This is a genomic window from Streptococcus castoreus DSM 17536 (genome assembly GCF_000425025.1).
GTDB classification, from domain to species: Bacteria; Bacillota; Bacilli; order Lactobacillales; family Streptococcaceae; genus Streptococcus; species Streptococcus castoreus.
In genome coordinates, this window is record NZ_KE384294.1 from 141,947 (window position 1) to 157,387 (window position 15,441).

At 38.9% G+C, this 15,441-nt stretch carries 14 protein-coding genes; 2 read left to right on the plus strand and 12 right to left on the minus strand.

Annotation, left to right across the window (positions count from 1 at the left end):
- Positions 1-2 precede the first annotated feature (2 nt).
- The 6 genes from vicK to dhaK all read right to left on the minus strand — a co-directional run bounded on the left by vicK (position 3) and on the right by dhaK (position 5,803).
- Positions 3-1,355: a cell wall metabolism sensor histidine kinase VicK gene (gene vicK / locus H346_RS0108700; RefSeq protein WP_027970746.1), complete on the minus strand. Its 1,353-nt coding sequence runs from the start codon at positions 1,353-1,355 to the stop codon at positions 3-5.
- On the minus strand, positions 1,348-2,058 hold the full coding sequence (gene yycF, locus H346_RS0108705; RefSeq protein WP_027970747.1) for a response regulator YycF: 711 nt from the start codon (positions 2,056-2,058) through the stop codon (positions 1,348-1,350). Before yycF ends, vicK begins: the two co-directional genes overlap by 8 nt.
- Positions 2,059-2,301: 243 nt before the next feature.
- Positions 2,302-3,288 carry a DUF3114 domain-containing protein gene (locus tag H346_RS0108710; protein ID WP_027970748.1) on the minus strand — a complete coding sequence of 329 codons (987 nt, stop codon included), beginning with the start codon at positions 3,286-3,288 and terminating at the stop codon, positions 2,302-2,304.
- Between the two features lie 565 nt (positions 3,289-3,853).
- Entirely contained in the window at positions 3,854-4,228 is a 375-nt protein-coding gene (gene dhaM / locus H346_RS0108715; protein ID WP_027970749.1) for a dihydroxyacetone kinase phosphoryl donor subunit DhaM, read from the minus strand.
- Positions 4,228-4,803, minus strand: coding sequence for a dihydroxyacetone kinase subunit DhaL (dhaL, locus tag H346_RS0108720; RefSeq protein WP_027970750.1), 576 nt, complete (start codon positions 4,801-4,803; stop codon positions 4,228-4,230). Before dhaL ends, dhaM begins: the two co-directional genes overlap by 1 nt.
- A 10-nt stretch (positions 4,804-4,813) precedes the next feature.
- Entirely contained in the window at positions 4,814-5,803 is a 990-nt protein-coding gene (gene dhaK / locus H346_RS0108725) for a dihydroxyacetone kinase subunit DhaK (RefSeq protein ID WP_027970751.1), read from the minus strand.
- A 150-nt stretch (positions 5,804-5,953) separates the two neighbouring features.
- Here dhaK and dhaS point away from each other — a divergent pair, with 150 nt between their 5' ends.
- Positions 5,954-6,487 (plus strand): dihydroxyacetone kinase transcriptional activator DhaS, encoded by a 534-nt coding sequence (gene dhaS / locus H346_RS0108730; protein ID WP_027970752.1) that lies wholly within the window; start codon positions 5,954-5,956, stop codon positions 6,485-6,487.
- Between the two features lie 13 nt (positions 6,488-6,500).
- Positions 6,501-7,490, plus strand: coding sequence for a DhaKLM operon coactivator DhaQ (gene dhaQ / locus H346_RS0108735; protein ID WP_027970753.1), 990 nt, complete (start codon positions 6,501-6,503; stop codon positions 7,488-7,490).
- A gap of 107 nt (positions 7,491-7,597) precedes the next feature.
- Here dhaQ and H346_RS0108740 read toward each other — a convergent pair whose 3' ends face one another.
- The 6 genes from H346_RS0108740 to H346_RS0108765 form a co-directional block, all read right to left on the minus strand.
- On the minus strand, positions 7,598-8,383 hold the full coding sequence (locus H346_RS0108740) for an ABC transporter permease (protein WP_027970754.1): 786 nt from the start codon (positions 8,381-8,383) through the stop codon (positions 7,598-7,600).
- A 1-nt stretch (position 8,384) separates the two neighbouring features.
- Positions 8,385-9,203, minus strand: coding sequence for an ABC transporter permease (locus H346_RS0108745; protein WP_027970755.1), 819 nt, complete (start codon positions 9,201-9,203; stop codon positions 8,385-8,387).
- A 1-nt stretch (position 9,204) separates the two neighbouring features.
- Positions 9,205-10,197 (minus strand): ABC transporter ATP-binding protein, encoded by a 993-nt coding sequence (locus tag H346_RS0108750; RefSeq protein WP_027970756.1) that lies wholly within the window; start codon positions 10,195-10,197, stop codon positions 9,205-9,207.
- 440 nt (positions 10,198-10,637) lie between these two features.
- Entirely contained in the window at positions 10,638-12,584 is a 1,947-nt protein-coding gene (thrS, locus tag H346_RS0108755) for a threonine--tRNA ligase (protein ID WP_027970757.1), read from the minus strand.
- A 511-nt stretch (positions 12,585-13,095) separates the two neighbouring features.
- Positions 13,096-14,430, minus strand: coding sequence for a glycosyltransferase family 4 protein (locus H346_RS0108760; protein ID WP_027970758.1), 1,335 nt, complete (start codon positions 14,428-14,430; stop codon positions 13,096-13,098).
- A 1-nt stretch (position 14,431) separates the two neighbouring features.
- Positions 14,432-15,430 carry an LTA glycolipid anchor biosynthesis glycosyltransferase, IagA/BgsA family gene (locus tag H346_RS0108765; RefSeq protein ID WP_027970759.1) on the minus strand — a complete coding sequence of 333 codons (999 nt, stop codon included), beginning with the start codon at positions 15,428-15,430 and terminating at the stop codon, positions 14,432-14,434.
- Positions 15,431-15,441: the final 11 nt, after the last annotated feature.

A 15,441-nucleotide genomic window follows, 5' to 3' on the forward strand; every position in this document is an offset into this window, starting at 1 on the left:
AATTAATCTATATCATCCTCCCATTCTTCATAAATGGCAGCATCTTTTTCGTAAGGTAAAACAATTGTAAAGGTTGATCCCTTACCATAATCACTCTTAGCCCAAATAAAACCATGATGCTGCTTGATAATCTCTTTAGCGATCGCTAATCCCAAGCCAGTACCACCTTGTGCACGACTTCTAGCCTTATCAACTCGGTAAAAGCGGTCAAAAATCAGGGGTAAATCTTTTTTAGGAATTCCCAATCCTTCATCAGAAATGGAAATAATCAACTGTGTCTCTGTCGTTTTCATACGAACAGTGATTTTACCACCATCTGGTGAATATTTAATGGCATTATTCAGAATATTTTCAATCACTTGAGTCATCTTGTCATTATCAATTTCAAGCCAGACTGAAGTAATCGGATAATCTCTAACAATTTCGTAAGACTTTCCTGTTCCTATGTGCTGATTTTTAACTAGATCAAAACGGTTTAAAATTGAAGTCATGAAAGCTGTGAAATTAGTCATTTCCACCGATAACTGCGTGACCTGATTGTCAATTCGAGACAAATTCAAAAGGTCTGAAATCATTCGCATCATACGGTTGGTTTCATCAAGTGACACCTTGATAAAACTTGGGGCAATATCTTCTTTAAGTGCGCCTTCATCAAGGGCTTCTAAATAAGATTTAACAGATGTCAGTGGTGTCCTTAACTCGTGGCTAACATTGGATACAAAAAGGCGCCGTTCACGTTCTTCTTTTTCTTGTTCCGTTGTATCGTGTAAAACAATAACCAAGCCAGAAATAAAGCCACTTTCACGCCTATTCAAAGCAAAACGTAGGCGCAGAGATACGAACTCTCCGGTGTTACTACGGCGATTCAAAGTCACAACTGGCGTTTTTGAAACCAAATCACGGTAGGTATAAGGTGTGTCTCCCTCTAATAAATCCGTTATATTCTTTTCAAGTGCTTGTTCTCTACTCAGATTTAACTGTTTTTGTGCGGTTTCGTTGATCATGATAATTCTTCCTGACCGATCCGTAGCCAAGACACCATCCGACATATATGCCAAAATACTCGCCAGACGATTTTTTTCTTGGGCAAGGTTTTCATGAGTCAAGCGAAAAACATCTGACAGGTCATTTAATTGATCTGCCAGTTCCATCAATTCAATATCAGCCTTCTCATTAATCGTATTGGTATAACGACTGTTAATCAAATCTCTTATTTTATGGCTCATCATTCGCGTGATACGTGCATTACGATAATCTCGCACCGCTAAATGAATGAAATAAAAGGCAACAAAAACAAGTAATAAAAGGATTGCTAGTTCAAAAGCAGATAAGTTACCAATAATATCTCTAGTCATAAGATTTCATATAGTAGCCAACACCACGTCTGGTCAGAATATATTCTGGACGACTCGGGGTGTCTTCAATTTTCTCACGCAGACGACGAACCGTCACATCAACCGTACGCACATCGCCAAAGTAGTCGTAGCCCCAAACCGTTTCAAGCAAATGCTCACGTGTCATGACTTGCCCCATATGGTTAGCCAAATGGTGTAATAATTCAAATTCACGATGTGTTAATTCCACTTCCTGACCATGTTTTTTTGCCACAAAAGCATCTGGCAAAATCTGCAAGTTGCCAATGGTTAATTCTCGGGAACCCAAAGAAGCATTTTCTTCTGCCACTGCCGTTTCAATCGTTTCTGTGCGACGCAGATGTGCTTTGACACGCGCTAGCAATTCTCGATTTGAAAAAGGCTTGGTCACATAATCATCTGCTCCAATCTCAAGACCAATCACCTTATCAAATTCACTATCCTTGGCTGATAGCATAATAATTGGCACATGGCTTGTTTTACGAACTTCTTTAGCGACTTCTAGACCATCTAGCTCAGGCAACATCAAATCAAGGATAATCAAATCTGGTTTTTCTTCTTCAAAAGCCGCAACTGCTTCACGACCATCAAAAGCAGTGATCGTATCATAGCCCTCTTTTGTCAAGTTAAACTTAATAATGTCAGAAATCGGTTTTTCATCATCCACAATAAGTATTTTTTTCATGTCTATACCTCAGAAAGTTTTTTTGCAATGATTATGACATCACGTAAAACCTCTTATCTGGCAAGAGGCTACATAGCTATCTTTCTATATCTAGTTCTTCTATAGATTATATCAAAAATTTTATCTAATTGACAATGACAGCACTGTTTTAGAATCGGTAAGATTATTATAACCCGTGGATTGATAAATAGCCCCTCAAAAACGAAGACCACCCCCTTAACCTATTGGTTATCATAATCCAAATCAGAAACTTTTTTTGATTTGCCGCTTGAATTTTTTGACTTCTTTTTTTACTAAAGAAAAACAGCTTTTATTTTTTGAACTATAGGACCCCTTCGGATTAAAATAGGAAAATACAAAATCATCTTTTGGCTTTTGAAACCATCGTCTCAAAATGTATCTCGGTGATCGGTAACCCCGCATAATAACTTTGCGAAATTCAGGATCATGCCTAGCAATAGGAGTCACATCCAAATCCCAATGTCTTTGACCATCCGTCCCGTAGTTAAAGGATGCTCCGTTGATAATTCCTCTTTCAGTTACCAATTCACCATCAATCTCATTAAGAAAAAAGCCTTTTTTATCAAGAATAAACTCTGTGTGAAACCACAATAATACTTTGATATTATAAGAGACCTCTTGGTCAGGAAATACCACTTGATTGTCTTCAAATTTTAACTTGTTGTGCAGTCTGGCAGAGCCCATTAAAGTATAATCTGGTGACTTTCGCCAAAAAGTGGGACCTTTTTTAGAACGAAGAAAAAGAGCTAGCGCCTGACCGTCAGTCATGCCTACTTTTTTATATTGTTTTCGGATATACTGCGCTTGTTGACTAGAAATGAGATAACGAAACTGGTGCAACCGCTTTTCCAGATTTCCTGACTCACTAAGCTGTTTATCGGGAAATGCTCGATCTACAAGCTGTGCAAAAGTTTTCCAAAATGGGTGATCCGGTGCCAAATCCGGATGAAAATGTTCAAGTAAGCCCTGAGTGTCATACAGATCTCCACTCAACTCAAGAGGCATAGCCACCATATTAAGCAAAAATGTCAATAAAACCTTGGGAGATTTTAGGGGTTTCTCAACCTGCCAAACACGCCAGAAACTTTTGGAACCAATCCGACAGTCAACAACTGGACAAGCAATCAAGGCTTGAAAAGCTTGCTTTGATACTCCCAATTTTTGGTAAGCTTTTAAAGCCTGATAACGTGCTAATACAGCTTGTTTCATTGACATCTCTCCTCACTTTTGACCCTATTATAACACATTTGAATACACTACCAAGTTCTTAAAAGATTCTATGGTCATTCCTATATTTGCCAAATAAGTGGGCAATAGGTAACCGTTTTTTACTTGCCACAGTTCTCGTTAAATCATGAAAAACAGCTGTTGGGCTGTCACCATTTTTTATTACATTGATCTTATTCAAAAAACCTTGGTAAATAAATTAAAAACTGACGCAACACCGGCACTAAACCTAAAACAGTTGAGCGTTTTAACCCAACTGTTTCACTCATTTATATCATGTTTAAAATGATTTGGTAAAGCAAGACTCCCCCACCAAGAATTAGACCTACAACCAGAATCCAAGTGTAAAACCAGTCGAGTCGCCTTTATTTGGAATTAGTAGCAAGGCATATGTGAGACGTGTCCCAGGTTAATAACATAACCCGTTGTTGCTCCAAGTAAGAATCCAACAATTAATGAACCAATGAATAAAAACCACACCATCTCCCAGCAAAACCTCAATAAAGGGTTCTAAACGTTCACCAATACCATTATGATCATCTTCTGACTACTTATTGATAGCTAATTCCTGTAACTGACTTAAAATGGTAGCCTTGTCCGCACCCGCCTGAATCAAGGCAGCAGCAGTGTAGGCACCTTCGACAATCGGAACCACATTTAAGGTAAGGGTCTTATCTGAAACATCAGAAACCATTTCAATATTCATACGAGCTGATCCTAAATCAAAGAAAGCTAATAAATCGTCCTTTGGGTTATCATCAACAATGGCTTGCACTTGATCAAAACTTGTCCCAATACCACCGGCTTCTGTGCCTCCAACATAGGTAATGGCAACATCAGTTGCCACTTCTGAAATGAGGTCAACAACTCCTTGAGCAATATGTTTTGAATGAGAAACAATAATGATTCCTAAGTCTGACATTAAACGACCTCCGCTTCTAACATAGCTTCAAATAAAAGTCCTGATGAAAAGGAACCTGGGTCAATGTGACCAACAGAACGTTCCCCCACATAAGAAGCTCGTCCTTTGGTCGCTTGAATAGCTTTGGTTGTCAAAACGGCTTCCTCAATGACATTATCGGTTAAACTACCTTCTTGCAACGCCTGAATAACCGGTACCCATACATCAACCATGGTCTTTTCACCTAACTCTGCTTTTCCACGTTTTTGAATCATGTCAAGACCAGCTTGCAAGGCATCTGTCAAAATACTATCTTCACTGGCTTTAGCAAGTCCCATAAAAGCAGAGCCATATAAAGGACCAGAGGCGCCACCAACTTTACTCAGTAATTGCATAGCAACAACTTTGAAAACCTCCGCCGCACTAGCAAAATCCTTACCACTAAGATTCTCCATAACAGCTGTCATACCACGCGCCATATTACCACCATGATCCCCGTCACCAATCGGGGTGTCCAACTGGCTTAAATAATCTTTATTCACTTGAATTTTGTCATTAAATAGGCTCATCCATTTGATTGCGTCTTTTGCTTGCATCATTTCCTCCTTACCAAGCTGGTGTAACAACATCTGATTGAAGCGCTTGTAGCCATTCTTCATTGTCCAATTTGATTAAAGTCAATGACAAACCAGCCATATCAATAGAGGTCATGTAGTCACCAATTTTCTTGAAACTAATCATAACACCTTTATCTGCTAATAATTTCGCCACATCATTGGCAAAAACATATTGTTCCATCAATGGTGTTGCTCCTAAACCATTTACCAAGACACCATAAGTTTGTCCAGCGCTCATATCAAAACTATCTGCCAATTTAGCCACCAATTCTTTGGCTAGCACAGCTGATGATTGCAGTTTTTCTTTCTTGTAGCCCGGTTCCCCATGGATACCAACACCATACTCAAACTCGTCGTCGCAAAGCACGAAGCCTGGTTTCCCAACTTCAGGAACAGTTGCTCCAGACAAAGCAAATCCTATAGTTTTAATATTGGGTACCAATTCATCAGCGAGAGCCTTGAGATCAGCAAGAGATTTTCCCTGACGCGCAGCATGCCCCAAAATCTTGTGAACAAGGATTGTTCCAGCAACACCACGGCGCCCTTGGGTGTAAAGACTGTTTTCAACCGCAATGTCATCGTCAACGACAACACTGGCTACGTCAATACCTTCCATTTCTGCTAATTCTTGCGCCATTTCAAAATTCATAATATCGCCTGAATAATTTTTAATCACCATAAAGACACCTGCACCTTCATCAGTAGCCTTAATGGCTTCTAAAATTTGGTCAGGCGTTGGTGATGTGAAAACCGCACCACAAATGGCTGCTGAAAGCATCCCCTCTCCGACAAATCCGGCATGTGATGGCTCATGTCCAGAACCACCACCAGAAATGAGAGCTACTTTTCCAGTTTTTGGTGTTTTACGGACAATCACATCACAGCCATCTAAGCGTTCAACCAACTCACCATGCATAAAAGCAAGCCCTTGCAACATATCATCCACAATATGGGTGGCATCATTCATTATTTTTTTCATGCGTCTTCCTCCAATTTTTTGATTACGCTTTCATTATAAAATAGCCCTCCTTAAAAAGTAAGGGACAAAAAATCAGATTTGTCCCTTTTCTTTCTAAAATGCCTTTGATAAGGTATAATGACAGAAGATATTTCATGTAAAGGATCAATTATGGCAACTTCTCTCATCACTAAGAAAAAAATTGCCAAGGCATTCAAAAAACAGTTGGCAGTAAAAGACTTTGATAAAATTTCGGTAGTTGATATTATGGATCAAGCCCAAATTAGGCGTCAAACCTTCTATAATCATTTTCTTGATAAATATGAACTTCTGGATTGGATATTTGATACCGAACTGCAAGAACAGGTCACACATAACCTCAACTACGTCAGTGGTTTTCAACTCTTGGAAGAATTGTTCTTTTACTTTGAACGCAACAAAATATTTTATGCCCAACTATTTGACATCAAAGGACAAAATGACTTTTACAGTTATTTTGGAGATTATTGTCAGGTCTTAATGACTAAAATCATCTCTGAATATCAAGACAAACAGACAAATCAGATAGAGCCAGATTACCTCACTTTTTTAACCCACTATCATGCTAGAGCTTTAGCTGATATGATTAAACGCTACGTTAGCCAAAGTGATTTCACCCCTTCTCTTAAATATCTTAAGCAGATTATTTTAACAAGTATTCAATAAATGAGGAACTTCTATGGTGACTATATTCAATCAAACACAACCTCTTATTTCTCAATATACCGCAGGGATTTTAACAGCCCACCCGCACTTAGCACAGTTACAAGACTTGCCCATTATTTACAACAGACACCTTGACGATGATCTGATTCCTATTTTATCTGGTGGTGGTTCAGGGCATGAGCCTGCCCATGTTGGCTTTGTTGGCGATGGCATGTTATCAGCAGCTATCTATGGGGATATTTTTACCCCTCCAACTGCTGTAAATATTTTAGAAGCTTTGCGATTCCTTGACAAGGGTAAAGGGGTTTTTGTCATTATCAAAAATTTTAAAGCCGATTTACAAGAATTTCGTAAAGCCATTAATCTAGCCCGTCAAGAAGGGCACCACATTAAATATATCATTTCCCATGATGATATTTCTGTTGAACCCAAAAAATCGTTCCAAATGCGCCACCGAGGATTAGCAGGAACCATTCTTCTCCATAAAATATTGGGAGCTGCAACTCAAAAAGGAGCCAACCTAGATGATCTTGAGGCACTGGCATTTGAACTTGCTACAGAAACTGCAACCATTGGCTTTGCGACCAAGTCAGCCACTCTGCCAAATGTTACGCTTCCACTCTTTGATCTTGCTGACAAACAAATTTCTTATGGTATTGGAATTCACGGCGAAGAAGGTTACCGTACCGTTCCATTTATATCATCAGAACACCTGGCTGTAGAAATTGTCAACAAACTCCAAATCAAATTTCACTGGCAAGAAGGGGAGCATTTTATTCTTCTTGTCAACAACTTAGGGACAGCAACCGACTTAGAACAAGGGATTTTTCTTAACGACATTCACCAACTGCTTGAGCTAGAAGGGCTTCAACTACCTTTTATCAAAAATGGAAAATTCATGACCAGCCTTGACATGACGGGGATTTCGGTTACACTTTGTCGTCTTAAAAACAAAGCTTGGCTAGACTATCTCCAAGCTCCAACCAATGCTTACGCTTGGTAAACTAAAATAGGCATCCGCTCTAAAATCGGTGCCTATTTTTGATAATAATCTAACGGTAACGGTGCTGTTATTAACCAAATAAAAAACTAATGCTACCTAATGTCACTCTATGAACCTGCACTTTCATAAGCTTCCAGCCCCCTTTTCCAGATTTTCAATGCCAGAGCAAAAACAAGCAATGATATTAGCATCAAGCCACCAATATTAAAAACAAGATTCTCACCGGTCAAAAAATAAGAAGCTGGGTAATAGGCTGTAAAGGCAAAGGGAATAATAAAACTAATCAACCCTCTCAAAAAAGAATGATAGATTGATACGGGGTATTTGGCAAAATCATTGAACATATAAAAAATATAAATGACTGCTCCAGACTGTTTGGTCCAAAATGAGATACTGGCAGTCACAATCTTTAAGGAGGTGTAAATTAAGGTTGCAAAAGGAATGACTATTATCAATAACACCAATTTAGACAAAGTCCAGTCAATCACGCTGACCGTTGTTGACAAGAGAATAATTCCAACCAATAACTCTCCGAAAGCATCTACCTGAAAAGTCTCTACTAAAACATGAAACAAAGGGCTAATAGGTCTTGTCAAGTACTTATCAAAATCTCCTTTTCGGACAAGTCGCTGCCCTAATGCCCAAAGATTATCAAAAAACAAATGATCAAGTCCTTTGGGAATTAAGGAAAAGCCATAAATAAAAGCAACCTGCTCAAAAGTCCAGCCTTCCAAGGTAGGAATATGCTGAAAGAGTACCGTCAAAAACAGTAAATTGAGACCTTGAGTCAAGAAAACACCTAGCACTCCTATCAAAAAATCAACCTTATATTCCATAATTTGCTTGAGGTATTGCTTAATAAAAATAGCATGCATACGCCTGATTTTCTTCATCTTACCCTCCTTGAATCGTCAAATGATTCTGCACTTTTTTCCAAATCACTTGAGATAGACTAGCCATAACGATAAGCCAAAAAACTTGCAAAGCCAGAGCCACAAACGTTTGACGAAGACTATATTTCCCAATCACAATCATCACAGGCGTGTAAATCAAGGATGAAAATGGTAGAAAATTCAAAACCAGAGCAACCAATTGGGGAAAGAAAGCCAAAGGGATCATGCTTCCTGACATAAAAGCCACCAGCGAATTTTTCAATAAGTTGGAACCCCAAAGATTTTTAAACACAAAGGCGGAAAAACCAAAACAGATATTGAAATAAAAATTGATTAAAAAGGCAAGTAAAAGGCTAAGCAAGTAAAGTAAAATCGTAGTCAGTAGTTGCAAAAAGGAAAGCCCTGCCATAACTTTTACACCTGACATCACCAACAAGAAGGGGAAGCCTACACTGATCAAAATAATCCAGTGAGAACCAATCTCCATAAAAAGATATGATGCCGCAAAATGAACGGGTCTAAGAAGTCTCATGATCACTGAACCATCCTTGACTTCCTCACCAATCATAAAAGAACTATCCGATTTAGTAAGTAAATTCGTCACAAAGCTCATGATAATGTAAAGCGTCATATCAGAAAGAGTAAAGCCATTAATCAAAGCGTGATTGGAAGAATCAAAAACGGCTTTCCACAGGTAGAAAGCAACAAAAGCTCCCATAACATCACCAAGACGGTACAAAAAGAAATTCACCCGATAGGTAATTAATTCCTGAATACCCGCACTAATAAAGGGACTATAACGTTTCCAAAATGATAACATCCTACAGCTCCTTTCGATAAAAACGACGAATAATATCCTCAATATCAACATCAGTCATTTTCAAATCTCTAACTGCAAAATCAGCCATGGTCTTTTGAATAATATCTGCTGCTTGGTAGCGAGAACTATCGTATTCAATATCTAAAATTAAATCGTGACGATCCACTCTTATCTCGGGCAAACTCACAAAGCGTGACGAAAGATGTTCTTGTCCCGGCTTTAATTCAAAGGATAAACTTTTCATTTTGCCAAAGGTTCGTTTTAGCTGAGCAACTGTTCCATCAAAAATCTCTTGCCCTTTATCAATCATAAAAATCCGATCACAAAGTTGTTCAATATCACTTAAATCATGTGTGGTTAACAAAATCGTCGTTTCTTCTTCCTGATTAATTTGGGTAATGGCACGACGAATATTATCCTTAACTGAGACATCCAAACCAATGGTAGGCTCATCTAAGAACAAGACCTTGGGATTGTGTAAAAGAGATGCCGCAATGTCAGCTCGCATACGCTGACCAAGCGACAAAGTACGAACAGGATCCTTGATAAATTCCTTTAGATCTAAAACGTCATTTAGGAAATCCATGCGCTTGCGAAAATCCTGATCAGGGACATCATAAATTTCCTTTAAAACAGTATAAGTTTCCTGCAAAGCTAAGTCCCACCAAAGTTGCGTACGCTGACCAAAAACCACACCTATATCTCTGACATAATCCTGCCGATCTTCTTGGGGAATTTTCCCATTGATACGACAAACCCCCGAAGTGGGTTTTAAAATTCCTGTCAACATCTTGATCGTCGTTGATTTACCAGCACCATTAGCTCCAATAAACCCCAAAACCTGACCTTTAGGCACCTCAAAAGACAACCCTTTAACTGCCTCAAACGTTTCTGTTTGTGGATGAATAAACGATTTAAAGGCGCCTTTTAAACCTGGCTCTTTAATGGTTTTCGTAAAATTTTTTTGAAGGTGAGATACTTCTATCATTGCCATTTTCTTATCCTCATTTCTAAAAATTTCTACAATCACTAAAATTACACTTACTAAAGCACAATCCCAAACATGACTCCTGATAGCGTTTAATTATAGCACGATCGAACAAATAGTGCAACCGCTTGCTTTATCGAAAATTGGCTTTCTATCTCTCTTGTAAGATCAAACTGATCAAATAACTCACCTTTTCAATTTTTAGCTACGGATAATTCACAAAAAAACCTAGTCTCTCTTGTGAGACTAAGTTTTTTTCCTGTTTTATTTGCATCAGTATCTGAACAGAATTTGCCGGTTCACAAATCTGTCAGAAAGGTAGAACTCTCAGTTCATTTTTGACGGTTACAGTAATCTACCTAACCAACCAACTAAATTTGTCCTCAGAAAAAAATGTTCTGTTGAAAAATTATCAAGTCCATTGGTTGCTAGAGGGTAAAATCCTTTTATCCCTCAGCTGGGCGTGATTTACGAGCAATGTCTGCCAAGATATTTTCCACAAATTCTTCCACGGTTTCAGTGTGGGTGGTCTTGCTTCCATAACGGCGGACGTTAACTGATTTGTCTTCCATTTCCTTGTCCCCAACTATTAGTTGGTACGGAATCTTGCTGGTTTGGGATGCCCGAATCTTGTACTGCATTTTTTCATTACGATCATCCACATCTGCACGAACACCACGGTCACGCAAGGCTTTTGCCACCTCCCAAGCATAATCAATATGGGCTTCGTTAGAAATTGGAATAACAGTCACTTGATGCGGCGCTAGCCAAGTTGGAAAGGCACCTTTGTAAGTTTCAATTAAGATGGCAGTAAAACGTTCCATCGTTGAAATGACACCACGGTGAATCATGACTGGACGGTGTTCTTCACCATCCGCACCAATGTATTTAAGGTCAAAGCGTTCTGGCAACAAGAAATCCAACTGAATGGTTGAAAGGGTTTCCTCATTTCCAAGAGCTGTTTTGACTTGAATATCAAGTTTTGGTCCGTAAAAGGCTGCTTCACCTTCTGCTTCAAAGTAATCCAGTTCCATTTCATCAAGGGCAGCTTTCAACATACTTTGTGCTTTTTCCCACATCTCATCGTTATCAAAATATTTCTCTTTATCATTCGGGTCACGATAAGAAAGACGGAAGCGATAATCTGTCAAGTTGAAATCTGCATAAACATCAATGATTAATTGAAGGGCACGTTGGAATTCTTCTTGAATTTGTTCTGGTGTGACAAAGAGGTGACCATCGTTAAGGGTCATTTCACGCACACGCTGCAAACCAGATAGAGCTCCAGATTTTTCATAACGGTGCATCATACCAAGCTCAGCAATCCGAATCGGCAATTCACGATAAGAATGCACGTGGTGCTTATAAACTTCAATATGATGTGGACAGTTCATTGGACGAAGAACAAACTCTTCGCCGTCACCCATGTCCATAGTCGGGAACATGTCATCACGATAATGGTCCCAGTGACCAGAAGTTTTATAAAACTCCACAGAAGCCATTGGTGGTGTATAAACGTGTTGATAACCTGAAGCCAACTCTTTATCTGTGATATAGCGTTCAAGTGTCCGGCGGATAGTTGCCCCATTTGGCAACCAGAATGGTAGCCCTTGACCAACTTCCGGATTGACCATAAAGAGATCTAGTTCTTTGCCAAGTTTACGGTGATCACGTTCTTTAGCTTCTTCAAGTCGAGTCAAGTAAGCTTTAAGGTCTTTTTTATCAAACCAAGCCGTCCCGTACACCCGCTGCATCATGTTGTTGTCACTGTTCCCACGCCAGTAAGCACCTGCTACATTGAGCAAATGAAAAATTTGAATGCGACCTGTTGATGGCACATGAGGACCACGGCAAAGGTCTACAAACTCACCTTGACGATAGATTGTCAAACCAGCAGCATCGTCGGCATGTTCTGAAATCAATTCCACCTTATATGGGTCATCTTTGAAGATTTCAAGTGCTTCTTCCTTAGACACTTCTTCACGAATGCATGGGTAATTTTCTCTAACGATTTTTTGCATTTCTTCCTCAATACGAGGAAGGTCTTCATTAGAAATTTGACTACCAGCATTATCAGTATCATAGTAGAAACCATCCTCAATAGCTGGTCCAACACCTAAGTTCAATTTAGGAAAAAGGCGTTTTGCCGCTTGGGCAAATAAATGCGCTGCTGAATGGCGGAGCACCTCATAAGCATCCTCATGATCTGATGTAACAATCTCAAGACTTCCATCTTTTTCAATGGCACGTGTGGTATCCATTAATTGACCATTAAATTTACCAGCTAATGCTTTTTTGGCAAGTGAACTGCTAATGCTTTGAGCAACTTCAAATGTTGTTATGCCTGACTCATATTCACGAACAGCGCCATCTGGAAATGTGATTTTAATCATTTGTTTTCTCCTTTGTTATCATTGCTATACTGGTAGAACACCCCTGTTTCTCTGGAATGTTTCTACAGGCACTAGACCACTATCATTAAATAAAAAAGAGTCCCTACATCCCAAAGGACGTAAAGACTACGTGGTTCCACCTTAATTCGTGTACGACAAAATATGCCTACACCTCCATTGGCGATAAGGGAGCCACCCTTTTATGTTTGCATAAAAAACAAGGAAGGAGTATTACATTAGTCATCCCTGTGCTCTTTCCACCAACCAGCACTCGCTAAAAAGATATTTCTAACCTAACATGTCTTCAAGATTATTATAGCAATAACTGAAAATAATTCAAGCCATTTTTTCAGAAAAATCAAACAAACCTAGAAAATAAAGTGGCTTATTCTAAACAGTCCTTAAAACGAAAGACATCTAGTATAGCAAAATGAATACTTAAGTCCCCCAAATTCTCATTTCCGAACTTTGACCTTAGACACCACAGTATACTTTCTTCACTTTTTCGTTTTTAATCCAAAAAGTCGCGGATAGCGTTGACCAGTTTTAAGGGGGCTTTAACCACTTTTACAGAGGTTAGAGCTGTGGCTTTGACTGCTCGCTTCGGTAAACGAATGGCACCTTGTACCAGTTTCATAGAACTACTTTTTCCAGAATGGTTAAGGTATAGACTAAGCTTTTGTGGCTCTTTATTATTTCGAGCAATCAAGGTGTCCAAATAGAAAGTATAAATGGATTTTCCAAAATGTTGGGCGGAAATCTCGTACCGTTTTTCTTCAAGTAAAGCTTGATCCATCTCAGGTGTTTCCAAAATGGCATCAATAATAGCATCCGTCAACTCTGGTTCCGAATAATAAAGGGTTCCAAACATTTTGTCTGTAATCAAATCATCTAAATAAGGATTTCCATGAGCAATAATCGGCTTGCCGCTGGCTAAACTTTCGATATAAGTCAAACCTTGTGTTTCACTAGTGGAAGCAGAAATAAAGAAATCGCAAGCCTTGTAATACAAACCAACCTTGTCATGAGGTACCATACCTGTAAAAATAACATGTTCAGAAACATCTAACTGCTCAGCTAAATCTTTCAAATCCTGAAGATAGGGACCGTCCCCGACAATGACTAATTTTAACTGGTCATTTTCTGTCAAAACATTAGGCAATTGAGTGATGATGGCTTGAATATTTTTTTCATAGGAAATGCGAGATAAACTAAGTAACATGGTTTCATCAGTAGCAACACCTAGTTCTTCTTTTAAGCTAGCCACTTCTTCTAGACTAATGTCATCTCGGATGTAGTTTTCTAAAGCAATGCCTGTTGGAATAACTCGTTTTGGGATAGTGACGTCATAATCTTCTAGAAGATTAAGAACAATCCTACTTGGGCAAATCACCCCGTCTAAATCTTTTAAATAACCTCTCAATAAAGGCTTTACCATACTTGGTCGGATAATTTTACCATTAGCAATGTAACTAACATAATCTTCATACTGTGTATGATAAGTATGAACGACAGGAATTCTTAATGCTTTGCCTACCATCTTTCCTAACAAACCCAAGCTAAATTCCGTCTGAGTATGAATAATATCAAGGTCATACTGCTTTGCAACCTTATAAGAAGAAATCAAACCACGATAAACAACCCGGCGATCAGTAAAGGACACAAAAGGAACGCTTGGAAGCCGAATAATGGTCGGATCCTCAAAACGTTTAACATTTCTGTCTGTAGTTGTGAAAATATAGACTTCATGCCCTTCTTTTTCCAATTCTTCTTTCAGCGTACGAATACTAGTAGCTACTCCGGAAACTTGGGGGAAATAGGTGTCTGTAAATAGACCTACACGCATCTTATAACTCCATTACTTTTTTATAAACGTCCACTAATTGGTGACCAACTAACTCCAATCGACGGCTTTCAGCAACTTTGTAACCAGCTTCGACTTTATTGCTTTCACCTGAAAATACTTTCCTCAAAGCCCTTATAAAACCGGAAATATCTGTTGCTAGTTCGGCACTGTTGTGATCAACCCAGCCATAGTAAACTGGTATGTCACGCAAAACAATATGCTGACGACTGGCTAAAGCTTCTAAAACAACAATACCTTCTGTTTCTTCGCGACTTGGAAAGAAAAAGGCATCTGCACCAGTCATGGCCCCCTCATAAACATCTCCCTTAATATAGCCAGGGAAAATCAGATTATCCGGGTGTTCACCATTAACCAGTTGACGAACCTTCAGAGGAATCACCCATTTATTGGTCTCTCCAAACCAAATAAACCGCACATCAGGCATAGCTTTGGCAACCTCAACAAAATCATCAATCCCTTTTCTAAGGAAAAACAACCCTGCTCCCATAACAACCTTCTCGCCTTCTTTTATATCAAAATAACGACGAAAAGCAGCTTCTTTTCTCGGATTAGAACCATACTGTTCCAAATTAATGCCATTAGACACGGCAAAAACAGGGGTTTTAACCCCATAATTTTCAATTAATGTTTTAGAATAAGGGGTTGGTGTGATAATCGCATCTGCCTTATTGTAAAATTGGCAGAGATATTTTTTAAACAAGGGAGACAAGAGATTTGAAAAAATAAAGGAATTTTTAAAATCTTCCTCAGTGGAATGACCATGCATAATCACTTTTTTTCCTGCTTTTTGGGCTTTTGTCATCAAGAACCAACTTTTTAAGCCATAGCTATTGAGGTGAACCAAGTCGTAGTCCTCACTGGGATTAGTAGTAAAATCTTGACCAACCAACGACAAAGCCTTGGTCTGGTGCTTAATGGCACGCCCAATTCCTGATTTTCTTAAATAGTTTTCTGCTTCTAAATACAATAAGACTTTCATACATCCTATTA